Genomic DNA, 23,384 nt, shown 5'->3' with positions numbered 1-23,384 from the left:
GTGCGCCGCAAGCTAAAGCGAGAGCGCACATACTCCCCAAAACACTGCGTGAGCCCATATTGGTCACCGTCCCCGTGGATGAACAAGCTCACCCCCCTGCGGATGAACTTGGGAGTAATTTACGACTTCGACCCCGCTCAATCAATCCCCTTGAACCGTGAATCCAAAATAAATATCCTTCGCACAAAACCCACCCTCTTGTCACTGACATCAGCGAGCTGCACAACTGGGAGAAATACGGACTGAGCGTTGGCTAGACTCAATGCTTATGGCAGGTCGGATTAAGGCGAGTGACGTTGAAGAGGTGAAACGTCGCACCAATTTGGCCGATCTTGTCGGTGACTACGTCATGCTTAAAAACGCCGGCATCGACTCGATGAAGGGTCTCTGCCCCTTCCACGACGAGCGCAGTCCCAGCTTTCACGTGCGCCCCGCGCTCGGGTATTACCACTGCTTTGGCTGCGGAGAATCGGGCGACGCCTTCACCTTCCTGCAGCGAATGGACCACCTCACGTTTGCGGAGTCCGTCGAGCGGCTCGCGGCACGGATCCACTACCCACTCACCTACGAAGAGGGCGGCTTTACACGCGAGGAGGGCCCCAACCGCGCCCGCCTGCTCGCCGCCAACGCCGCCGCCGCGAAATTCTACGCGGAGCAGTTGGCAAGCGAGGAAGCCTCAACGGGCCGCCAGTTCTTGAGCGACCGCGGCTTCGGCGAGGCCGTTTGGGCCCAGTTTGGTGTGGGCTATGCACCCCGCGGCTGGGATGCCCTGACGAAACACCTCAGAGCGCAGGGTTACACCCCCGCCGAGCTCGTGCAGTCCGGCCTCGTCTCTGAGGGGCAGCGCGGGGTTTACGATCGATTCCGCGGCCGCGTGGTGTGGCCGATTCGCGATACCAGCGGACAAACACTCGGGTTTGGTGCACGTCATCTTTACGAAGACGACAAGGGACCCAAGTACCTCAACACGCCTGAAACTCCGGTGTACCACAAGTCTCAGGTGCTCTACGGTCTCGATGTCGCGAAAAAATCAATCTCGCGAGGCCACCAGGCGGTTGTGGTCGAGGGGTACACCGATGTGATGGCGTGCCACCTGGCGGGCGTTGAGTCCGCGGTCGCGACCTGTGGCACGGCGTTTGGTAAGGACCACATTTCGGTGCTGAGAAGGATCATGGGCGACGACAGCGCCTCAGAGGTCATCTTCACGTTCGACCCCGACGAAGCGGGCCAGAAAGCCGCGCTTCGTGCGTTCAGCGAAGAAAAGCGCTTCACCGCACAAACCTACGTCGCCGTTGCACCCGAGGGTTTTGATCCCTGTGACCTGCGTCTCCACAGGGGCGACGAAGCGGTCCGCGAGCTGTTCACCCGCAAGGTTCCGCTCTTTGAGTTTGCCCTCAAGCGAGCCGTGAGCCGTTTTGACCTCAACAGCGTTGAGGGGCGAGTGTCCGCACTCCGCGAGGCGGCACCGATCATCGCTGAGATTAAGGATCCCTCGATTCGCCCCGGTTACACCCGAGAGCTCGCCAAAATGCTGGGCTCCGAAATGGCCGAGGTCCAGCAGGCGGTGCGCCAGGTTTCGCAGCACACAGAGCGCACCCCCGGCAGAGCAGCGCCCCCTCAGCAGGGTCAGCAGCGATCCCAACAGCAAAACCGGCAGGGCAGCCAACAGCAGTATCGCCAGGGCCCAGATGCTCAGGGCCCCTCAAACGATCAGTTTGATCCAGATTTCCAACCGCAGGCCCAGCCGCCAGCGCCCCGGGTCTCTCTCTCGAGCCTGCGATCCACCCCAACTACGTGGCTCGAACGCGACGCACTCATGTCAATGCTGCAGCAGGGAGAAGCCGTCGGCGCAGACCTACTCGCGCAGGCGGTCACCGCGCAGGTAATGGAGCCAAACCTCAAAGTTGTGCGCGACGCTCTAGGTGTTGCCCTGCCGCAGCTCGGCTCAACGGGGTGGCTCGATGCCGTCCTAGAGGCGACCCCGCCAAGCCACCAAGATCTTGTTCGTGAGTTAGCGATGGCGCCGATGCCCGAGCGCCGACCCGATCAGCTGAAGGTGTACGCACGCGAGGTTGTTGTGTCACTGCTCGACAGGGATCTGCTTTCGCTCAAGGGGGAGTTGCTCTCTCGCATGCAGCGGATCGGTGATTCGAGCGACCCTGGATCCCGCCGCATTCAAGAACAACTTGTGGCGCTTGAGGCGGCAAGACGCGGGCTCCGCGACGAGTGATCGGTGTACCAGACAATGCCCTAGGCTGGTCAGGTTGGTTGTAATCAACACACCCACCCTGCATTGATTGAAGGAACAGACCATGGTGCATCCGCGGCTTGATGCCGATCCGACCATCCGAGTTTCAGATCTTTCCTTGTCGTATCCAGCCCACGCTGGCGGTCGCGAGTTCCAGGCCGTTGAGGGAGTTTCCTTCGACATTCCCAAGGGTGACGTCGTCGCTCTTCTTGGTGAGAGTGGATCAGGCAAGTCGACACTGGCTAAATTCCTCGCGGGCCGCGGGCCCGATGCTGGCGAAAAGTCGGCGCGCATCAAGTTCACCGGGGGAGACGCCAGTGTTCTTGGGGTACCAATGGCCAAGCTTGGCCGCAGAGCCCGTGCGCGACTCACGGCCTACGTCGGACACCTCGCCCAAGACGCGGGGGCGACCCTCGTTCCCGAGCTCAATGTCGGCGACATTCTGTTTGAACCGATTGTTGAGCGCAGCAAACACTTTGATCGGGATGCTCTCGGCGAACGCATCGCCGAGATGATGGACATCATCGCTCTGCCGCTCAGCAAGCTGCAGGAGTACCCGTACGAGCTCTCAAAGGGTCAGAGACAGCGTGTCGCGGTTATGCGCTCGTTGATGCTGGATCCAACCGTTCTCATCGCAGACGAGCCAACACTGGGCGTCGACGCGAACAATCGACCCAAAATCGTGGAACTGCTGCGCTGGTATCGCGAGCGCACCGGTGCAACTCTGGTCCTCATCAGCCACGACATTGGAATGCTTGAGGCATTGGCGCGCGACGTGCTCGTACTGCAGCAGGGCCGGCTCGTGGGCCACGGCGACATTAATGCGATCTTCAGGCAGGCGGATCACGGTTACGTGCAGAAGCTCGCGCAGGCGCTTCGGGCGACCGCGTATGACGAGATCGCCGAAGAGTAGGCGAAACGCGAGCCCGGATTTGCAAAGACAACTTGGCTTGGTAATATAGTCAGGTTGCCACGGCAACGAAATGATCCCCTGTAGCTCAGTTGGCAGAGCGCTTGACTGTTAATCAGGATGTCGCTGGTTCGAGCCCAGCCGGGGGAGCAGAACACAGAAACAGCCCTCACCGTCACGGTGGGGGCTGTTTTGATTTGCGGACCCAACTGAGGGATATGATCCTCGCATGAGCGAATTGAACCCACCTCAGGTTTACGGAGTTGACCCCTACGGCACGCCCGAGATTCACAAAAGCGCATGGCTTGCGCCAGGATCTGTGGTGGTCGGCAATGTGACGCTCGGAGAGGGCAGCAGCGTTTGGTACAACGCGGTCGTGCGCGGCGACTCCGACAGCGTCACAATCGGCGCGAACAGCAACGTGCAGGACGGCGTGGTGATCCACACCCATCGCGGCCACCCCGCGATCATCGGCGACAATGTTTCGATCGGACACAACGCGGTCGTACACGGCGCAACGGTTGAAGACGGCTGCCTGATAGGCATGAACGCGACCGTGCTCAGCGGTGCGATCGTTGGATTAGGATCCCTCATTGCCGCTGGAGCACTGGTGCCGCAGGGGGCCGTGATCCCGCCACACTCGCTCGTGGCTGGCATTCCCGGCCGAGTCATTCGCCCGTTAAACGAAGAGGATCGCGAGTCCGTTCGGCGCAATGCTGAGGTCTATCTCGAGTACACAACGAACCACCAAAACGCACTTGGAAAAAGTGCGAGCAAAAATGCACTATGATCGTTGAGGTGCGATTGCCACACGGCAAATGTTCCGGGGATGTAGCTCAATGGTAGAGCCTCAGTCTTCCAAACTGATTACGCGGGTTCGATTCCCGTCATCCCCTCCAAATACCGTCTCAGGTTGAATCTTAAGAAGAAACGCCCGTAATTTCCGCACGTGGCACACACCCAGCTTCGGATCAGCTAGACTTGCTCAGGTTGCTCGCGCAAGCGCGGGATCAACACGAAGAAACCTTTGGGTTTCGGGGCGTAGCTCAGCTTGGCTAGAGCGCCCGCTTTGGGAGCGGGAGGTCGCAGGTTCGAATCCTGTCGCCCCGACCAGGGTCAAAAGGCCCGATACAGGCTGACACCGCCAAATGGACAATCATGAGAGGTCAAATTGCCGAAGACGACAGCTGAGAAGCTCACTCCGACCCGCGCGAAGATGAGCGTGAAGGTTACGCTCGACGAGCTGGAGCCATACCTCAAGCAGGCATACAAGACCATCTCGAACCAGGTTTCGATTCCTGGTTTCCGCAAGGGCAAGGTTCCCGCGCAGATCATCGATCAGCGTGTAGGCCGCGAAGCCGTTGTGCAGGAGGCAGTCAACGCTTCACTCGACGACTTCTACCAGTCCGCTCTTGCAGAGTCGAACGAGCGCCCCATGGGACGCCCCACCGCTGACGTGGCCGCTTGGCCCGACGCGAAGGATCCGAAGAGCGAGCTGGAGCTCACCTTCGAGGTTGAGGTTCGCCCCGAGTTCAAGCTTCCCAAGTACGACGGCATCAAGCTGACCGTCGACAACGTTGAGGTTGATGAGGCCGCGGTTGACGCAGAGCTCGTCAAGCTGCAGGAGCGCTTCGGCACTCTCGTCACCGTCGATCGCCCCGCAAAGACCGGCGACTTCGTCGAGCTCGATCTTGTCGCACGCATCGACGGCAACGAGGTTGACCAGGCAAGTGGCGTTTCGTACGAGATCGGCGCGGGCAACCTGCTCGCAGGCACCGATGAGGCCATCGAAACCCTCACCGCAGGCGAGACCACCACGTTCTCTTCACAGCTCTTGGGCGGCGAGTACGAGGGTCAGGACGCCGAGGTTGAGGTCACCCTCACCGCCGTCAAGGATCGCGAACTGCCCGAGGCAGACGACGAGTTCGCACAGCTTGCAAGCGAGTTCGACACCATCAAGGAACTGCGCGAGAGCCTGAAGGATCAGGTTGCACGTGCGTCGGTGTTTGCTCAGGGCCAGCAGGCTCGGGATCTTTTCACCGAAACCCTCATCGAGAAGGCCGGTATTCCGGTTTCCGAGGAGCTCGTCGAAGAAGAAGTTCACCGTCACCTTGAGGGCGAAGGTCGCCTCGAAGACGATGAGCACCGCGCAGAGGTTCGCATCTCTTCCGAGAAGCAGATCCAGCTGCAGCTCCTGCTCGATGCAATCGTTGAGGCCGAGGGTGTCACCCCGACTCAGAACGAGCTCTCGCAGTACATCTTCCAGTCGGCCCAGCAGTACGGCATGGAGCCCACCGAGTTCCTCCAGGCGATCAGCCAGGGTAACCAGATGGGCGTCATCCTCGGCGAGGTCACCCGCAACAAGGCTCTGGCCGTTGCGCTCTCAAAGGCAAAGGTTGTCGACAAGAACGGCAAGGCTGTTGACCTGAGCGAGTTCACCGCGGTTGATACCGAGGGTGAAGAAGAGGTCGTCGAAGAGGCCGAAGAAATCGTCGAGGCAGCTGAAGCAAAGCCCGCGAAGAAGGCCCCCGCCAAGAAGGCACCCGCAAAGGCCAAGGAAGCAGCTGCCGAGAAGGCACCTGCAGCCAAGAAGGCTCCCGCTAAGAAGGCCGCCGCAAAGGACGCAGACGAAAAGCCTGCAGCCAAGAAGGCACCAGCAAAGAAGGCTCCGGCCAAGAAGGCTGCTGCTAAGGACGCCGAAGCGAAGTAGTTCGTTTTCACACGTCAGAGATCCCTCGCCCGCATTTGCTGGGCGGGGGATCTTTGCGTTTCACTGAAGCATGCGCCCACGGCGAACAAGGCCATATCTCGGGCCTCAAGTCTGTAGCCTCGAATCAAGCAACAACGAATGGAGCTCCGCATGGCAGAACAAATGCCGCCGAACAGTGTGTTTGATCGGTTGTTGAAGGATCGCATTATCTGGCTCGGGTCCGAGGTGCGCGACGACAACGCAAACGAGATCTGCGCCAAGATCCTGCTGCTCGCAGCAGAAGATCCCGAGGCCGACATCTATCTCTACGTCAACTCGCCCGGTGGATCCATCACCGCGGGTATGGCAATCTACGACACGATGTCTTTCGTGCCAAACGACATCGTCACGGTGGGCATCGGAATGGCGGCCTCCATGGGCCAGTTCCTGCTTACTGCCGGCACCAAGGGTAAGCGCTACATCACGCCGAACGCGCGTGTGCTGCTGCACCAGCCCCACGGCGGCTTTGGCGGCACCGCGAGTGACATTCAGACCCAGGCACAGCTCATCACCTCGATGAAGAACCGCCTCGCTGAGATCACCGCGGCACAGACCGGCAAGACCGTGGAGCAGATCAACGAGGACGGCGACCGTGATCGCTGGTTCACCGCTCAGGAAGCGCTTGAGTACGGCTTCGTTGATTTCATCCGTGACTCCGCGGCCGATGTCGTCGGTGGCGGCGGAACAAACACCAACTAGGCAACGGGACAGAGAGTAAACGATTCGATGATGACCCCACAAATGCCGCAGTCAGGCGGCGCAAGCCTGCAGATGCCCGGTTCACGCTACGTGCTTCCCTCGTTTGAGGAGCGCACCGCGTACGGTTACAAGCGCCAAGATCCATACGCCAAGCTCTTCGAGGATCGCATCATCTTCCTCGGCGTGCAGGTTGACGATGCCTCGGCCGATGACGTCATGGCGCAGCTCCTCGTTCTGGAAAGCCAGGATCCCGAGCGCGACATCACCATGTACATCAACTCACCCGGTGGTTCGTTCACCGCGATGACGGCGATCTACGACACGATGCAGTACATTCGTCCGCACGTGCAGACGGTCTGCCTCGGCCAGGCGGCCTCCGCCGCGGCCGTGCTGCTGGCCGGTGGCAGCCCAGGAAAGCGCCTCGCGCTGCCCAACGCACGCGTGCTGATTCACCAGCCCTCGACCGGACAGGCTGGCCACGGCCAGGCGTCTGACATCGAGATTCAGGCGGCCGAAATCATGCGCATGCGTGAGTGGCTTGAAGAGACACTCTCCAAGCACTCAAAGCGCACTCCCGAAGAGGTGCACAAAGACATCGATCGCGACAAGATCCTCAGCGCAGCAGAGGCGCTTGAGTACGGTCTGGTCGATCAGGTGTTGACGAGTCGTAAGAATCCTCAAGCGGTTATTACGCAGTAAAGGATCGCGGGCCCCGGAATGGCAATGCCAGCCGGGGCCCGCGGCGCGCCGCCGAAGAATGTCGGTGGCTAGAGTTAATCTCGAATGAGAGATTTTCACTGAAAAACATTCAATGATCCCGAAGGAGCCACCGGATGTCAAAGATCGGCGAGAGCAGCGAACTGCTCAAGTGCTCCTTCTGCGGAAAGTCGCAGAAGCAAGTACAGCAGCTCATCGCTGGCCCTCAGATCTACATCTGTGACGAGTGTGTTGCGCTGTGCAACGAGATCATTGAAGAGCGACTCGCGGAGCACGAGACCGCCGAGCCTTCAGACTTCACCCTGCACAAGCCGCGTGAAATCTCCGACTTCCTCGACCAGTACGTCATCGGTCAGGATCGGGCAAAGCAGTCACTCGCGGTGGCCGTCTACAACCACTACAAGCGCGTGCGTGCGCTCAGCGCCCTCACCTCTGCCGAGGTGGCGTCTGAGCAGGTTGAGATCGCGAAGTCGAACATCCTTATGATCGGCCCGACCGGCTGCGGTAAGACCTATCTCGCCCAGTCGCTTGCCCGGCAGTTGGGTGTTCCGTTCGCGGTGGCTGACGCGACAGCGCTTACCGAGGCGGGATACGTCGGCGAAGACGTCGAGAACATTCTGCTGAAGCTGCTGCAGGCCGCTGACTTCGACGTGCAGCGCGCCGAGACCGGCATCATCTACATCGATGAGATCGACAAGATCACCCGCAAAGCCGAAAACCCCTCCATCACCCGCGACGTGTCGGGCGAGGGCGTACAGCAAGCGCTGCTCAAAATTCTTGAGGGCACCGTCGCCTCAATCCCACCCCAGGGTGGGCGCAAGCACCCGAACCAGGAGTTCCTGCAGCTCGACACCACCAACGTGCTCTTTATCGTCGCCGGTGCGTTTGCCGGCCTTGAAGAGATCGTGGGCTCCCGCCTGGGCAAGGGAGGCATCGGTTTCGGCGCCCCCGTTTCAAGCTTGCGCAATGAAGCAGACCTGTTCTCAAAGGTGCAGCCTGAAGACCTTCACAAGTACGGCCTGATTCCCGAGTTCATCGGGCGTCTGCCCGTCGTAGCCACCGTCGATCCGCTCGACACCGAGGCCCTCACCCGCATTCTGACCGAGCCGAAGAACGCGCTCGTCAAACAGTACCAGCGCATGTTTGAACTCGACGGCGTGGGCCTCGAGTTCGAAGAGGCGGCGCTCGAGACAATCGCAGAGATGGCCGTCGCGAAGAAGACGGGTGCACGCGGATTGCGCGCGATTCTCGAGAACGTGCTTCAGCCGGTCATGTTCGACGTTCCCTCAGACGACGACATCACCAAAGTCATCGTCACCCGTGAGTCCGTACTAGGAGAGGCACCGCCGCGCGTGCTCCAGGCTCGCAGCGGTCGCGAGAGCGCGTAGTTTAGGCTCGGCTGCTAGCTCAGCCAATCATCGTCGTCGCTGTCCTCGTGGGGAGCGAACCCCCGACTGGCGAAGCCACAATCTGCCCTTCAGCATTCACGCTGACGATCACCAGGTCGTCGAGCCCAGCGCGCGGCCGCCCCTCCAGCCAGGTGAGTGTCCACGAGCTGGCATCGGGGTGCAGTTGCTCCTGGCGAGCGATCTCCGCGTACAGCTCAGGGGGCACGCTGGAGTGCGGCTGTGCGCCGACCATCCAACGTGCCCCCAACTGCATAACTTAAGCTTCCGTCGTTTCGAGCTGAATCTCAACCACTGTGGGTTCAGTCACCTCAGCGGTCTCGATCCTCAGCTCAGCGATGCGACCGACGTCAGAGAGGTCAGCCGCTGCAAGCGCGAGTCGATCCCGATCTGCCGCAGGCGCGTGAACAACCGCGAGCGTCACGGGAGTCTTCTGCGACGCCTTTGCATCAGTCTTTGCGCCACGGATGCCGACGAGCGCACCACCAACGAGACCCAGCAGGCCGGGGTCAGCATCGGCGCCGGCCAACGAGGTCAGCTCGCTCGAAACGGGCCACTCAGCGAGGTGCACGGATCCCTCACCGAACCAGGACCACACCTCTTCGGTTGCGTAGGGCAGGAACGGCGCGAACAGGCGCACGAATACCTTGAGCGCGGCGCGCAGCGCTGTGACCGCCGAGGCTTGTGCCTGACCCTCGCCACCGTGGGCACGCTCCTTGACGAGTTCGAGGTAGTCGTCGCAGAAGGTCCAGAAGAAGGACTCCGCGAGTTCGAGCGCGCGAGCGTGGTCGTAGGATTCGAACGCGCGGGTGGCGTCGTCAATCACGGTCGCGAGGCCCGCGAGCATCGAACGATCGAGCGCCTCTGTCACCGTGCCTGCGCCACTCGCATCGAAGCTCAGCGTGAACTTCGCCGCGTTCAGCAGCTTGATCGCGAGGCGGCGACCGATCTTGATCTGGGTGGGGTTCTGCGGGTCGAACGAGGCGTCCGTGCCGAGCTTCGCCGAGGCTGCCCAGTAGCGCACCGCATCCGAGCCGTGCTGCGCAAGCATCCCGGCGGGCGTGACAACGTTGCCCTTCGACTTCGACATCTTCTTGCGGTCGGGGTCAAGGATCCAGCCTGAGATTCCGGCGTGCTGCCAAGGCAGCTGACCCGACTCAAGCTCGGAGCGCAGCACCGTGCTGAACAGCCAGGTGCGAATGATGTCTTGGCCCTGCGGGCGCAGGCTGTAGGGGAAAACGAGGTCGTAGAGCTCGGGGTCGCGTTCCCAACCGCCAGCGAGCTGCGGCGTGAGCGAGGAGGTCGCCCAGGTGTCCATGACGTCGACCTCACCCTGGAAGCCGCCAGCCTGGCCGCGCTGCGCCTCGGTGAACCCCGCGGGCACGTCACTCGAGGGGTCAACGGGCAGCTGATCTGCGGTGGGCAGGATCGGCTCATCGAACACCGGGTTACCCTCGGCGTCGAGCGGATACCAAACCGGGATCGGCACGCCGAAGAAGCGCTGGCGCGAGATTAGCCAGTCACCCGACAGGCCCTCAACCCAGTTTTCGTAGCGCACGCGCATGAAGTCGGGGTGCCACTCCATCTCGCGACCGTGAGCGAGCAAGCGCTCGCGCAGCGACTCGTCGCGGGCGCCGTTCTTCACGTACCACTGACGCGTCGACACGATCTCGAGCGGGCGATCGCCCTTCTCGAAGAACTTCACGGGGTGGGTGATCTTACGAATCTCGCCGAGCAGTTCGCCGGAGGCCTGCAGCAGTTCAACCATCGTCTGCTTCGCACTGAACACGGTCTTGCCCGCAATCTGCGCGTACGCCTCGCGGCCAGCCTCACTGGTGATTGCTTCGGGGGCCTCGGCAAGGATCCGGCCGTCAAACCCGAGAATTGCGCGGTTCGGCAGGTTCAGCTCGCGCCACCACACAACGTCGGTGACGTCGCCGAAGGTACAGATCATCGCGATGCCGGTGCCCTTGTCTTGCTGGGCGAGGTGGTGGGCCAAAATCGGCACCTCAACACCAAAGATCGGCGTGCGCACAGTGGTGCCGAAGAGCGGCTTGAAGCGCTCGTCGTCGGGGTGCGCGACAAGCGCCACACATGCTGCGAGCAGCTCGGGGCGCGTCGTATCGATGAGGATATCGCCGCTGCCGTCGCTCTTATGGAAGGCGAGCTGGTGGTAGGCGCTGGGCTGATCCCGATCTTCCAGCTCAGCCTGCGCCACCGCGGTGCGGAAGGTGACGTCCCACAGGGTCGGAGCCTGGGCCTGGTAGGCCTCGCCGCGCTCGATGTTGCGGAGGAAGGCGAGCTGCGATGCACGCAGGGAATCCTCGCCGATGGTGCGATAGGTCTGCTTCCAGTCGACCGAGAGCCCGAGCGTGCGCCAGAGATCCTCGAACTGCTTTTCGTCTTCGACGGTCAGTCGCTCGCACAGCTCAATGAAGTTGCGGCGCGAGATGGGCTGCTGATCCGCGGCCTTAATGCTCTTGCCCTCGCCACCGTCGTGTGGCGGTACAAATCCTTCAACGTAGGGGAGTGACGGATCGCAGCGCACGCCGTAGTAGTTCTGCACGCGGCGCTCAGTGGGAAGACCATTGTCGTCCCAGCCCATCGGGTAGAACACGCGCTTGCCGCGCATGCGCTGAAAGCGGGCGACGGTGTCAGTGTGGGTGTACGAGAACACGTGGCCGACATGCAGCGATCCCGAAGCCGTTGGCGGGGGAGTATCGATGCTGTAGACGTCTTCGCGGGCCGCACCCTCACGGGGGAAAGCGTAGGTGCCCTGCTCTTCCCAGACAGCCCCCCACTTTGATTCGAGGCCTTCGAGTGCCGGCTTGTCGGGAATCGCGCTCATGCGTGTGCTCCGTGGGGTTCGATGTGGACGGCACCGAGTCGGTGGACGGTCAAATTGACGCCCTGGTGCCTGATGGTCAATTCCGCTAGTTTACCGGGATTTGTGCTGGGCAGCAGAGGCACACCGAACCCGCTCATTTTCGAGCGCGCGGGCTACCTCAGGTGAACGCCAATCAGGGTTTCATTGAGCGCGGGGTCGCCACCCGGTTCTGGTTCGGTGAGGTACTGCTCCCAGGCGAGGTCGCCTGCCTCAAGTCCGTTCTCGGCGAGCCAGCCGTAGAGGTATCCGTACGCCTCTGCCAGGCGACTGTAGTCACCGACCATCATCAGCGTTGCCACCTTCGCGGCGGGGAGTGTCTCGGCGGCTACCTCGCCGGCGCCGGCAAACGGCTCCGCGACCGGGACCGCGACCGATAGATCGAGGGCATCGCCGGGCACCCCGTGGATCACACCCATCGGAGCAGCGACCGGGGTGATCCCAGCGGCTCCGAGCGCCCCGAACAGCAGCGGGAAGGCACGGTCGTAGAGGCCGGGGATCGCTTCCATAGTGACGGTCTCGCGAACAACCGCGAGGTGGCGCTCTGGTAGCTCTTTGAGCTCGGGCTTCGGAAAAGCGTTGTCAGCCATGAAAGAAGGTCCCTCCAAGTGTGGGTTCAACGAGTCGTCACGCCCCAGTCTATGACTGAGAGGCGCCCACCTGACCAAGAAACTAAACAGCTGGGCTATGCTTACCACTGGCGAGTGTGGAGTCAAACTCGTTTTCCCTGTGGTTCTGTCTGAGATCGGGGATCTCAGCGCAGCAACCACAAATAGTTTCTCGCGCCCAAAGGAGCGTCGTGCGTTCAACTGCAAACTCCACTCTGCCCAAATGGCGACTGCCATCGACCATCGCCCTCACAGCAGGACTCTTTTGTCTGATCCCCGCAACTCAACCGGCACCCGCCTTTGCAAATAGCAACGAGTGCCCGCCGGGCAGTGAAAGCACAGGCCTGTGGGGAGGTGGACATCGCTTTGACGACCAAGGCGTCGCTGTTTACGTTGGCGGTGATTACAGCGTCACGACGGGAGCCCAGGAATCCGAGGGCCTCCTGGTCATCGAAGGCAACGTCAATTTTGCTCCCGGGCGCTGGTTTAACCTGGGCACGGTTGGAATTGGGTCTGGCATCACTCCGGTTTCGGGATCGGACATGCTCATGGTTAAGGGTGATCTCGGAGTCACCCTCGGAACGGTGGAGGTCGGGCACGGCCTCGAAAACGGAGGAAACGTAAGAGTCGGAGGCGACCTTGCGGTTTCCGCTGGTGCAAGACTGCAGACCAACGGGGGCACCACCAGCACACGGTTGGGCAACGCCTCAACCAGCGACTACGGTGACCTGGCCGCGGCGCTTCCGAGTTTTTCCGCGGAGCTGGCCACCGAACCCACCACGGGGATCGTTACACGCACCGGGAACCGTCTCAGGTTTTCCGGTTCAGGATCAGGGCGCCAGGTGTTCGAAGTGAGCGCGGCAGATCTCAACGCCTCGCGGGAGTTCACCTACTTCGAGGTTCCAGCAGAAGAACCAATCATCATCAACGTGACTGGCGACACAGTGAATGTCAGGCCGAACTACCAGGCGTACGGCACTCAGAGAATCGATGACACCACGAGCAGCTTGCTTGGGCAGGCAGCATCACAAATCCTCTGGAACTTCACCGACGCGACCTCAGTAACGATTGGACACCAGGATCAATTCATCGGAAGCGTGCTGGTGCCGTCTCCGTCGAGCTCGGTGTTGGTCACAACAAGCACAAGCGGGCGCCTGTATGCGGCCGGAGATGTTGTGTTCGGGGGAGCCGGCACAGACGGGATCGAACAGCACAATTACCCCTGGATCGGCGGCGAGCTCATGGGGTGTTCACCCATTGAGCCACCCACCGTCGTTGTCCCTCCCGTGACCCCGAATCCACCGAATCCACCGGAGACGCCTGAGACGCCGGAAACTCCAGAGAATCCAACCCCGACGGAGAAGGATCCCAAGAGTCCACCCACGACGTCCACAACGGGGAGCCCTAAGACTCAACCGAAGCCCAAAACGGTCAATGAACCGGTTCAGGAAAGAAAGGTCCGCGAGTTAGCCCAAACCGGCACAGACACAGAGGGCTTGGTGTTCTGGGCGGGCCTGTTTGGAATCGTGGGCACAGCACTCATCTTCGGACATGGGCTCAAAGCGAAGAGGCCTGCGAAGTAGGTCATCACGCACTCAGCGCCGCCACTCTAACCTCAGAGGGAACTGATACGCTCGGCCGTTCATCTGTACGCGGTACACACCGGAGGTTAGATGCATGTGGAAGAGCTGGAAACAGATAGCCTCCGAGGTGCCGCGAATCGCGGCGGCCTTCGTTGTTCTGCTCACGTTAGCGCTGTGTGGGCACCTCCTACTGTCAGCGGTGTTGGTCGGAGTCGACCCACTGTTCAACCCAGATGACCTTGCTGGGCAAGAGGAATGGGCCGCCGCGGCAGCACGTGCAGCGCAGAACGCCAACGGGATTGTGATCGCGGCGGCGGTTGGAATTGCGGTGGTGGCTGTCGCGACGGCTTTCGCGGCCTGGCACCGCTCAAAGCTTTGGCTTTCGACCGGAATCATCAGCGGAACTATGCTTCTCGCAGCTCTCGTGTTTGTCTCCGCTACGGGTTTTGCGAACCTACATTCCGTTGCCGAGCATGGTGAGTCTCTTCGACAGGTCTCCTACGCAAAGGAGTCATACAGGCAAGAGGGATCCCCACCGACCTTCACCCAAGCCGAGATTGAGGCTGAGATCCGAACGATGATTACGGCAACCGGCAGAAGTTCACAAGACGGACTCAAGACACCTGAGGGATCAGCCACCTCTGCAGAACTTGTTCCAATAGTCACAGACTCATGCTCATCCGCAAGTTTCGCTGTCTCCGGCGACGATGATGGCACAACACTCAAGAAGGTGCTCAACACCTGGAGGGAGGCTGGTTACACCGTTAACCCAAACCGAGTCAGCAGCTATATTGCTTCGAGCAAAGACCTACCCACCGCCGACGCAGATATTCACGATCGCAACACCATCAATGGACTCATCGGCATTAGGATCTCCGGCTGGTGTGGAACAACTCCGGCCGACTAGACCGACCCGTGATTTACGCAACACAAGTATCCGTTATAATTAGAGCTTTGTTCACTCCTATAAAGGATAAGTTTTAGTGAAGCTTCGTAGCCCCGCAGCACCCCTCCTGCTGCCATTTGTAACGTTCGGCATTTACACGCTTGTTTGGTACGTAAAGACTAAAGGCGAGATGAACGCGTCGAACACCCAAACCCGTGTTCCTACTGCTTGGTTCTTCATCATTCCTTTCGTAAACATCTGGTGGCTGTGGCGCTATGCGACTGCCGTGGAAGAGTTCACGAAGGGCCGCATGGGCAAGGTTGGGGCGTTCCTCCTCATCTTCCTGCTCGGTGTCATTGGTGACGCAATCGTGCAGAGCAAGTTCAACGCAACAATCCGCGGTAACTGAGTCACGGACTCTCGCAGACAAGAGGGCGGTTGTGCTTAAAGGTGGCTTCGGCCATCTCCAAGCGCAACCGCCCTCTCGCTTTTAAACTCCTGCTAGTGTGCAATGAACAACATCTGTTTCTAGACCAGGTGTCAACCCCACCTAATTGAGGAGTTCAATGATGCGCTTTTCCCATGTTCCCACTGCACCTAATCGCATCCAGTCGGTGCTGCGTTTGCCCCTTTTCGCTCTCGTCTCGTCAGCGGTTGTGCTCGGTCTCGCTGCAACCCCGGCGTCCGCAACAAACGTGGCAAGCCCGATCACAGCACCGCTCAAAACCGTCACTTACAAGAATTGCGACGAAGTACGGGCCGCGGGCAAGGCACCGCTGTATAGAGGACAGCCTGGCTACTCGAAGAAACTGGACCGCGACGGCGACGGCGTCGCGTGTGAGGGAGGCAGCACTGGCGGCGGCAACACCAACCCGCCACCACCAGCTCCACCGGTCAACACGGGTCCATTCATCGACGTGCCTGACACGCACAAGTTTTTGCGCGAGATCACGTGGATGAAGTCGTCGGGACTCACCACGGGTTACGCGGACGGATCGTTCCACCCGCAGGAGAGCCTCACCCGCGAAGCCATGGCGGCATTCCTGTACCGCCAGGCGGGTCGACCCGCGTTCACGATGCCCTCGGCGGGCTTCACTGATGTGCAACCGGGCCACAAGTTCTACAGGGAGATCATGTGGATGAAGGCCGCGGGCCTCTCGAAAGGCTACGCTGACGGCAGCTACCGCCCCTCCGCAACACTTTCACGCGCCGCGATGGCCGCCTTCATGTACCGCCAGGCAGGTACCCCGCCAGTGTCTCCAAAGAATCGCTTCAGCGACGTTGGTGCCGACCACCAGTTCTATCGCGAAATTGAGTGGATGCGCGCCGTGGGAATCACCACGGGCAACGCTGACGGAACCTACCGCCCGAATGATCCGGTTACGAGAGAGGCCATGGCGGCGTTCATGTACCGCCAAAGCCACTAACGCCTCATCTCCATGCGGTAAGATCGCTGACTAGAGACAACGATCCACTATCAATGGGGAGTTCCTGGAAGAACGGTGATCCCGCGAGGTAACTCGCGGGATCACCCACTAGAACCAGGCGGGCACGGCCCGTTATAGCCAAAGGAAGAGGCGCACAGAATCGTCCTGAGAAGGATCGAGTGCGCAAGCGGGGTGGTACCGCGGGTGTTGATGACGAAGGTCAGGCAGCGCTCGTCCCGGCAGAAGCTTAAGAAGTAAGCCGGAACCGTAAGGAAGCCCATGCCATACCCCCAGCAGTCAACTGGCGAAGCAAACGAGCCCACCGCGAATTCGGGTGCCGCTTTTGGTGTCACGCCCTCGCCGAAGTTCCCCGAGATCGAAGAGCGTGTGCTCGCGTTTTGGGACACCGACGACACGTTCCGCGAGTCGATCAGGCAGCGCGAGGGTGCCGAGGAGTGGGTCTTCAACGACGGCCCGCCCTTTGCGAACGGCCTGCCGCACTACGGCCACCTGCTCACGGGTTACGCCAAAGACGTCTTCCCTCGTTTCCAGACGATGCTCGGCAAAAAGGTTGAGCGCCGCTTCGGGTGGGACACACACGGCCTTCCCGCCGAGCTCGAGGCGATGAAGCAGCTCGGCATCACCGAGAAGGCCCAGATCGAAGAGATGGGCGTCGCGACCTTCAACGAGAAGGCGCGCGAATCGGTGCTGCAGTACACCCGCGAGTGGCAGGACTACGTCACCCGCCAGGCCCGCTGGGTTGACTTTGAAAACGGCTACAAGACACTCAACCTGAGCTACATGGAGAGTGTCATCTGGGCATTCAAGCAGCTCTACAACAAGGGGCTCGCCTACGAGGGTTCGCGCATCTTGCCCTACTGCTGGCGCGACGAGACCCCGCTCTCAAACCACGAACTGCGCATGGATGACGACGTGTACCAAATGCGTCAGGATCCCTCACTCACCGTCACGTTCCCGCTTGAGGGAGCGAAGGCCAATGAACTCGGCATCGAAGGCGTCCGCGCTCTTGCCTGGACGACAACCCCCTGGACGCTGCCCACAAACCTCGCACTCGCGGTTGGCCCCGAGATCGATTACGCGATCCTGCCAGCGGGCCCAGCGGGTGCGGCAGACGGGGGAGTCGCGGGTGCAACGCAGTACTTGCTCGCGCAGGACCTCGTGGGGAATCACGCGAAGGATCTCGGTTACGAATCCGCTGAAGACGCGAAAGCTGCGGTGACCCGCACCATTCGTGGCGTGGAGCTCGGCGGGGTGCGCTACCAGCGCCTCTTCGACTACTACGCCGACACCGAGGTCTGGGCGACCGAAAACGCCTGGCAGATCCTCGTCGACGAGTACGTCTCGACCAGCGACGGCACCGGCATCGTGCACCAGGCTCCCGCCTACGGTGAAGACGATCAGCGAATCGGTAATGCCGCAGGCATCCCCACGATCATCAGCCTCGACGACGGCGGCCGCTTCTTGAAGTCGGTGCCCGATGTCGCCGGTGAACTCTGGATGGACGCGAACCGTCCACTGATCCGCCTGCTGAACGAGAAGCAGCGAGTGCTGCGCGAGCAGAGCTACATGCACTCGTACCCGCACTGCTGGCGCTGCCGCAATCCGCTGATCTACAAGGCGGTCTCCAGCTGGTTTGTGCGCGTCACAGACATCAAAGAGCGCATGCTCGAGACCAACGAAGACATCACCTGGGTGCCCGAGAACGTCAAGCACGGCCAGTTCGGCAAGTGGCTTGAGGGCGCGCGCGACTGGTCGATCAGCCGTAACCGCTACTGGGGCAGCCCGATCCCTGTCTGGAAGAGCGACGACCCCGATTACCCGCGGGTCGACGTCTACGGCTCGGTCGCAGAACTCGAGGCCGACTTTGGCGAGCTGCCGCGCAACGCCGAGGGTGAGATCGACCTGCACCGCCCCTACATCGACGAGCTCACCCGCGCGAACCCCGACGACCCAACCGGCAAGTCGACGATGCGCCGCATCGAAGACGTGCTCGACGTTTGGTTCGATTCGGGATCGATGCCCTTCGCTCAGGCGCACTATCCGTTCGAGAACCAGGAGTGGTTCGACACCCACCAGCCCGCCGACTTTATTGTTGAGTACATCGGCCAGACGCGCGGCTGGTTCTACCTGCAGCACGTGCTCGCCACAGCGCTGTTCGACCGACCGGCGTTCAAGAACGTGATCAGCCACGGCATTGTGCTCGGCTCCGACGGTAACAAGATGTCGAAGTCGCTGCAGAACTACCCAGATGTCAACGAGGTGTTCCACCGCGATGGCTCTGATGCGATGCGCTGGTTCCTCATGGCCTCACCCGTCGTGCGCGGCGGTAACCTCATCGTGACCGAAGAGGGCATTCGCGAGGGTGTGCGACAGTTCATCCTGCCCCTGTGGAGCACGTGGTACTTCTTCAGCCTGTACGCGAACGCCGATGGTTACACCGCTGAGCGCCGCACGGACTCGACGGATCCACTTGACCGCTACATCCTCGCGAAGACCGGCGACCTCGTGCGCGAGGTTGAGGCGCACCTCGCTGGCCTCGACACGACCTCGGCCGCCGAGTCACTGCGCGCCTACGCCGACGTGCTGACCAACTGGTACGTGCGCCGCTCGCGCGACCGCTTCTGGGAGGGCACCGCTGGGGCAAACGGCAAGCCCGAAAACCGCCAGGCATTCGACACGCTCTACACCGTTCTCGAAACGGTCGCCCGCGTCGCCGCGCCGATGGCACCGCTCGTCACCGAGGAAATGTGGCGCGGCCTCACCGGCGGCCGTTCGGTGCACCTGGAGAACTGGCCCAACGCCGCCGAGTTCCCGAGCGACGAAGAACTCGTGTCAGCCATGGACGAGGTGCGCCAGATCACCTCACACGCGCTCTCACTGCGTAAAGCTCGCAAGCTTCGCGTGCGCCTGCCGCTCGCCGAGCTAACCGTTGTGACCGCGCGTCCAGAGGCACTCAACCCGTTCGTCGACATCCTGCGAGAAGAACTCAACGTCAAGTCGGTCAAGCTCGTGCAGCAGACCGAATCGAGCGCCGCAGATCACGGCATCGTGCACACGCTCTCCGTGAATGCCCGCGCCGCGGGGCCACGCCTCGGCAAGCAGGTGCAGCAGGTCATCAAGGCCGCAAAGTCTGGCGACTGGAGCGAGGCAGACGGTGTTGTGACCGCCGGTGGGATCGCGCTCGAGCCGCACGAGTACGAGCTGACCCTGAACGTCGCTGGCTCGACGGGACCGGATGCCGCGGGTCCAGCACTCACGTTGATTCCAGGCGGTGGCTTCGTGCTCCTCGAAACCGAAACGACTCCGGCTCTCGAGGCCGAGGGCATCGCTCGCGACGCGATCCGCGCCGTGCAGGAGGCTCGCAAGAATGCTGGTCTCGAGGTCAGCGATCGCATCGTGCTCGCACTGAACGCAGCGGCAGAGTACGCCGACGCACTTGAGTCCCACTCCGAGCTCATCGCTTCTGAGACACTTGCGCTCGCTATTGCGGTGCAGGCCACAGAAAACATCGTCGAGGCCGCCGCGCTCGGCGACCGCAGCATTGACGGCGAAGTGTTCATCTCTTCGGCGACCGCACTGGGCACCACCAAGGCACCGATCGTCATCACGATCGATGCAAGCCAGAGCACGAGAGGATAGCGCAATGAGTGAATTCATACCCGCTGGCGCGGAGCAGTCCGCTGCAGAGCGCGTCTACACCGAGCTTTTGGAGCGTGTCGGCGAGGCCAACCCGCGCCCACGCATCGAACCGGTGCGCCGACTGGCTGAACTTGCAGGATCGCCGCAGCTCTCATACCCGGTGATCCAGGTCGCGGGCACCAACGGCAAGACCTCGACCAGCCGCGCGATCGAGTCACTGCTGCGAGCTCACGGCCTGCGCACCGGCCTCTTCACAAGCCCACACCTGCTCGCCTTCACCGAGCGTTTTCAGCTCGACGGCGCACCGGTCGACGACACCGTATTGGCTGCAGCCTGGGACGAGCTTCGTCTGCCACTTGAGGTCGTTGACGCCGAGCTCGAGGCAGCGGGCAACGGCCCGATCACCTTCTTCGAGGCGCTCGCGGTGCTCGCGTTTGCGATCTTCGCTGACGCGCCCGTTGAGGTCGCCGTCATCGAGGTCGGCATGGGCGGCGAGTGGGACGCAACCAACATCGCCGACGCGCAGGTTGCTGTGTTCACGCCGATCGCGCTCGATCACACCGCGATCCTCGGCAACGACACCGCCACAATCGCGAAGACCAAGGCGGGCATCATCAAACCCGGCAGCACGGTTGTTACCGCGATGCAAGACGCCGACGCCATCATCGAGATCGAGGAGGCGGCCCAGCGTAATGGCTCGCGCCTCGTCGTGCAGGGTCGCGATTTCCGTCTTATCGAGGATCGACTCGCCGTTGGCGGCCGCCAGATCGACGTTGTTGGAGCCACGGGTCAGGCCTATGATCCCGCATTCGTGCCGCTGCACGGCAAACACCAGGCAGAGAACATCACACTGGCGATCGCGGCAGTGGAGGCGTTCTTCGGCTCCGAGCGACCCGTGCCAGAAGAAGTGCTCGACGAGGGACTGGGGCAACTCACCTCACCCGGCCGCCTGCAGCTCATCGGCAACGATCCGATCATCTACGTCGACTCGGCGCACAACCCTCACGGGGCCCGCGCGCTCGTTGAGGCTGTCACAGAGTCGTTTAGCTTTGAAGAACTCGCGCTCGTCGTTGGTGTGCTCGAAGAGAAGGACGCCTCTGGCCTGCTTGAGGCGCTTGCGCCCATCGCACACCACGTCACAGTCACTCCGGTGAGTTCGCCACGCAGCATCGACGCCGAGCAACTGTTCGAGCTCGCGTCGGAGGCGATTCCCGACACCCCGATCGAGGTAGCATCATCGCTGCCTGAGGCGCTCGACCTCGCCCGCGCCTGGGCAGGCCGCGCCGAGGGGCGGGCCGTGCTGGTCGTGGGGTCGGTCTTGCTGGCTGGCGAGGCCATTGAGTTCTCGCGAAGTGAAGGGTGGGGGATCGCGTGAGCGCTGTGAACCCGGGATTCGGATCGGATCCCGAACCAGAAGAAGAGCTTGAGCTGTCGCCCTCAGAAACGATGGCCCACAACTCGGCCATGCGCATCTCGGGCGCGGCAAGCGGTCAGCGTTCTACGCAGCGCGCGCTCGCCTCGATCGTGCTCGGCTTTGAGCTCATCATTGTGGTGCTGATCGGCCTCACAATTTTTGGGCTCGGGATCACCGAGCCGCGCGAGCTCGGCCTCTATCTCGGTGGTGGACTCGCCGTGGTGATCCTCGTCGCACTGGCTGTGATGCGTCGGGGCAAGGTTGGCATCTACCTGGGCTGGGCGGTACACGCTCTGATGCTGTTGTCGGCAATCGTGTTGCCGATGGCCCTGGTGGTCGGCGTGTTGTTTACCGCACTGTGGGTGTACTGCATGGTCAAGGGCGCGCAGCTCGACAGGCAACGCGCGGCCTGGATCGCCGAGCACCCAGACCCAAGCTAGGCTTGTTAGCCGGGGAACACCCCGCTGACTTTCGATTATCGAGGAGATTACGTGTCTGCAGAAGAAACCCTGATCCTGGTCAAGCCCGACGGTGTCGCACGCGGCCTAACCGGCGAGATCCTGCGCCGCATCGAGGCGAAGGGTTACACCATCGTCGACCTGCGCATGGTGACCGCGAGCCGTGAGCTGCTCGTGGCGCACTACGAAGAGCACGAGGGCAAGCCCTTCTTCGAGCCGCTGGTTGAGTTCATGGCGTCGGGCCCCGTGGTCGCTGTTCGCGCCTCGGGTAACCGCGTAATCGAGGGCTTCCGGGCACTCGCTGGCGCAACCGACCCGACCGCTGCCGCTCCCGGCACAATCCGTGGCGATCTCGGGCGCGACTGGGGTCTTGCGGTGCAGCAGAACCTCGTTCACGGCTCCGACTCGACGCTCTCCGCCGAGCGCGAGCTTTCGCTCTGGTTCGCATAAACAGACTCGCTCTATGATCCGCGAATCCCCGAGTACCAATTCACTCAGTGCCGCAGAGGCACGCCGTGTTGCATTGGCAGCTCAGGGGTTTCGCGGATCAGCGCGTTTACGGGCCAGGCGGCCATTTGATCCGGCGCTAGAACGACTGCACGTTCTGCAGATCGACTCTGTCAACGTCTTTGCACGCAGTCATTACATGCCGGTGTTCTCCCGGCACGGTGTCTACGACTCTGAGCAGCTCGATAAGCATCTCTGGAACAGCGGCGAGTACACGGAGTACTGGGCACACGAGGCAGCGTTTATTCCGGTGGGGGATCGACCGCTCTTCGGCTGGCGCATGCATGAGTTTCGGGATCGCTATGCCGGTCAAGAACGCTACGCTGCACTGCAGCCGACACTCGATCGAGTGCGCGAGGCATTGGCCGACGGCGGCCCCCAGTTCGTGCGTGAGCTGGAGGAAGGCCCCCGCGAAAAGCGCGGACCGTGGTGGGACTGGAGCGAAACAAAACACGCCGTTGAGGTGCTGTTTGCTCGCGGCGATGTGGTGTCGAGCGGACGCGAAGGATTCCAGCGCAGGTACGCGCTCGCCGAGCAGGTGCTGCCCGCCTCGGCACTCGTTGAGGTGAGTCGCGAGGACGCACAAAGGCAACTCGTCGAGCAGGCCGCACGATCGCTAGGTGTTGGCACGCTCGCCGACCTCGCCGACTACCACCGCCTCAAAACGGCGGACGCCCGGGTTGCGGTGCGGGCGCTTGAGGAGAGCGGGATCCTCATTCCCGTTTCTGTCGCCGGTTGGCAAAAGGCGAACGGCACACCAGAGCAGGCCTGGATGCACCGCGATGCCGCAGTGCCGAGCCGGCTTGCACCGGACGCCCTGCTCACGCCTTTTGACCCGGTCGTCTGGTTTCGCCCGCGAGCAGAGCGTATGTTCGACTTTCACTACCGCATCGAGATTTACACCCCAAAAGAGAAGCGGCAGTACGGTTACTACTGCTTGCCGCTGATGGTGAATGGTGTGCTTGCTGGTCGCATCGATCTCAAGGCGGATCGCAAGAGTAAAGAGTTGCTCGTGCAGGCGGCTTGGCAAGAAGAAAAGGCCCCTGCGCGCACGGCGGAGGCGGCGCAAGATCTGCTGGCTCGTGCAGCGGCCTGGCAGGGACTTGAGTCGGTGAGCGTCAGCGGCGTGGGAAACCTCGCGCTGCCCGGGCGCTTCGATGCCGCACAGATGGATACCGCCAAATAGCGAACATTTCAGAGAGACACCCTTGCCGAAACAGGCGCATTA

General features: G+C 61.7%; 19 protein-coding genes and 3 tRNA genes. 19 read left to right on the top strand and 3 right to left on the bottom strand.

The window, feature by feature from the left end:
* The first annotated feature begins 268 nt into the window (after positions 1-268).
* The 10 genes from dnaG (at position 269) to clpX (ending at position 8,711) form a co-directional block, all read left to right on the top strand.
* A complete protein-coding gene (dnaG, locus tag G7068_RS00970; RefSeq protein WP_166287615.1) occupies positions 269-2,230 on the top strand; it encodes a DNA primase in 1,962 nt (653 codons plus the stop codon).
* 82 nt (positions 2,231-2,312) lie between these two features.
* Positions 2,313-3,161, top strand: a complete 849-nt coding sequence (locus G7068_RS00965) for an ATP-binding cassette domain-containing protein (protein ID WP_166287612.1) — start codon at positions 2,313-2,315, stop codon at positions 3,159-3,161.
* 74 nt (positions 3,162-3,235) lie between these two features.
* Positions 3,236-3,308, top strand: a tRNA-Asn gene (locus tag G7068_RS00960).
* A gap of 79 nt (positions 3,309-3,387) precedes the next feature.
* Positions 3,388-3,948: a gamma carbonic anhydrase family protein gene (locus G7068_RS00955; RefSeq protein WP_166287609.1), complete on the top strand. Its 561-nt coding sequence runs from the start codon at positions 3,388-3,390 to the stop codon at positions 3,946-3,948.
* 35 nt (positions 3,949-3,983) lie between these two features.
* Positions 3,984-4,057, top strand: a tRNA-Gly gene (locus G7068_RS00950).
* Between the two features lie 136 nt (positions 4,058-4,193).
* Positions 4,194-4,271 (top strand) — tRNA-Pro (locus G7068_RS00945).
* A gap of 58 nt (positions 4,272-4,329) precedes the next feature.
* Complete coding sequence (gene tig / locus G7068_RS00940; RefSeq protein WP_166287606.1) at positions 4,330-5,868, top strand: trigger factor; 1,539 nt, start codon at positions 4,330-4,332, stop codon at positions 5,866-5,868.
* Positions 5,869-6,018: 150 nt separating this feature from the next.
* Positions 6,019-6,606 carry an ATP-dependent Clp protease proteolytic subunit gene (locus tag G7068_RS00935; protein ID WP_166287603.1) on the top strand — a complete coding sequence of 196 codons (588 nt, stop codon included), beginning with the start codon at positions 6,019-6,021 and terminating at the stop codon, positions 6,604-6,606.
* Between the two features lie 27 nt (positions 6,607-6,633).
* Complete coding sequence (locus tag G7068_RS00930; RefSeq protein WP_166287600.1) at positions 6,634-7,305, top strand: ATP-dependent Clp protease proteolytic subunit; 672 nt, start codon at positions 6,634-6,636, stop codon at positions 7,303-7,305.
* Between the two features lie 134 nt (positions 7,306-7,439).
* Positions 7,440-8,711 carry an ATP-dependent Clp protease ATP-binding subunit ClpX gene (gene clpX / locus G7068_RS00925; protein ID WP_166287597.1) on the top strand — a complete coding sequence of 424 codons (1,272 nt, stop codon included), beginning with the start codon at positions 7,440-7,442 and terminating at the stop codon, positions 8,709-8,711.
* A 19-nt stretch (positions 8,712-8,730) separates the two neighbouring features.
* On the opposite strand, the gene G7068_RS00920 is transcribed toward clpX, so the two are convergent.
* The 3 genes from G7068_RS00920 to G7068_RS00910 all read right to left on the bottom strand — a co-directional run bounded on the left by G7068_RS00920 (position 8,731) and on the right by G7068_RS00910 (position 12,203).
* The gene (locus tag G7068_RS00920) at positions 8,731-8,985 is read right to left on the bottom strand and encodes a hypothetical protein (RefSeq protein ID WP_166287594.1); all 255 of its coding nucleotides are present in this window, start codon (positions 8,983-8,985) and stop codon (positions 8,731-8,733) included.
* Positions 8,986-8,988: 3 nt separating this feature from the next.
* The gene (valS, locus tag G7068_RS00915) at positions 8,989-11,577 is read right to left on the bottom strand and encodes a valine--tRNA ligase (RefSeq protein ID WP_166287591.1); all 2,589 of its coding nucleotides are present in this window, start codon (positions 11,575-11,577) and stop codon (positions 8,989-8,991) included.
* 152 nt (positions 11,578-11,729) lie between these two features.
* Positions 11,730-12,203: a GyrI-like domain-containing protein gene (locus tag G7068_RS00910; protein ID WP_166287588.1), complete on the bottom strand. Its 474-nt coding sequence runs from the start codon at positions 12,201-12,203 to the stop codon at positions 11,730-11,732.
* 209 nt (positions 12,204-12,412) lie between these two features.
* On the opposite strand from G7068_RS00910, the gene G7068_RS00905 reads away from it, so the two are divergent.
* The 9 genes from G7068_RS00905 to G7068_RS00865 all read left to right on the top strand — a co-directional run bounded on the left by G7068_RS00905 (position 12,413) and on the right by G7068_RS00865 (position 23,342).
* Positions 12,413-13,804 carry a choice-of-anchor A family protein gene (locus G7068_RS00905; protein WP_166287585.1) on the top strand — a complete coding sequence of 464 codons (1,392 nt, stop codon included), beginning with the start codon at positions 12,413-12,415 and terminating at the stop codon, positions 13,802-13,804.
* Positions 13,805-13,898: 94 nt separating this feature from the next.
* Positions 13,899-14,711, top strand: a complete 813-nt coding sequence (locus tag G7068_RS00900; protein ID WP_166287582.1) for a hypothetical protein — start codon at positions 13,899-13,901, stop codon at positions 14,709-14,711.
* Between the two features lie 76 nt (positions 14,712-14,787).
* Positions 14,788-15,099 carry a DUF4234 domain-containing protein gene (locus G7068_RS00895; RefSeq protein ID WP_166287579.1) on the top strand — a complete coding sequence of 104 codons (312 nt, stop codon included), beginning with the start codon at positions 14,788-14,790 and terminating at the stop codon, positions 15,097-15,099.
* A gap of 157 nt (positions 15,100-15,256) precedes the next feature.
* Positions 15,257-16,117 carry an S-layer homology domain-containing protein gene (locus G7068_RS00890; RefSeq protein ID WP_166287576.1) on the top strand — a complete coding sequence of 287 codons (861 nt, stop codon included), beginning with the start codon at positions 15,257-15,259 and terminating at the stop codon, positions 16,115-16,117.
* 279 nt (positions 16,118-16,396) lie between these two features.
* Positions 16,397-19,777 carry an isoleucine--tRNA ligase gene (gene ileS, locus G7068_RS00885; protein WP_166287573.1) on the top strand — a complete coding sequence of 1,127 codons (3,381 nt, stop codon included), beginning with the start codon at positions 16,397-16,399 and terminating at the stop codon, positions 19,775-19,777.
* 4 nt (positions 19,778-19,781) lie between these two features.
* Positions 19,782-21,152, top strand: a complete 1,371-nt coding sequence (locus G7068_RS00880; protein ID WP_166287570.1) for a bifunctional folylpolyglutamate synthase/dihydrofolate synthase — start codon at positions 19,782-19,784, stop codon at positions 21,150-21,152.
* Positions 21,149-21,631, top strand: a complete 483-nt coding sequence (locus tag G7068_RS00875; RefSeq protein WP_244304579.1) for a DUF4233 domain-containing protein — start codon at positions 21,149-21,151, stop codon at positions 21,629-21,631. The genes G7068_RS00880 and G7068_RS00875 overlap by 4 nt, the downstream gene beginning before the upstream one ends.
* Before the next feature lie 51 nt (positions 21,632-21,682).
* On the top strand, positions 21,683-22,099 hold the full coding sequence (gene ndk / locus G7068_RS00870; protein ID WP_166287567.1) for a nucleoside-diphosphate kinase: 417 nt from the start codon (positions 21,683-21,685) through the stop codon (positions 22,097-22,099).
* Positions 22,100-22,112: 13 nt separating this feature from the next.
* Complete coding sequence (locus tag G7068_RS00865) at positions 22,113-23,342, top strand: winged helix-turn-helix domain-containing protein (RefSeq protein ID WP_166287564.1); 1,230 nt, start codon at positions 22,113-22,115, stop codon at positions 23,340-23,342.
* Positions 23,343-23,384 lie beyond the last annotated feature (42 nt).

The organism is Leucobacter viscericola (assembly GCF_011299575.1).
GTDB classification, from domain to species: domain Bacteria; phylum Actinomycetota; class Actinomycetes; order Actinomycetales; family Microbacteriaceae; genus Leucobacter; species Leucobacter viscericola.
The sequence above is the reverse complement of the archived record's forward strand: the minus strand, read 5'-3'. Positions and strand labels throughout refer to the sequence as shown.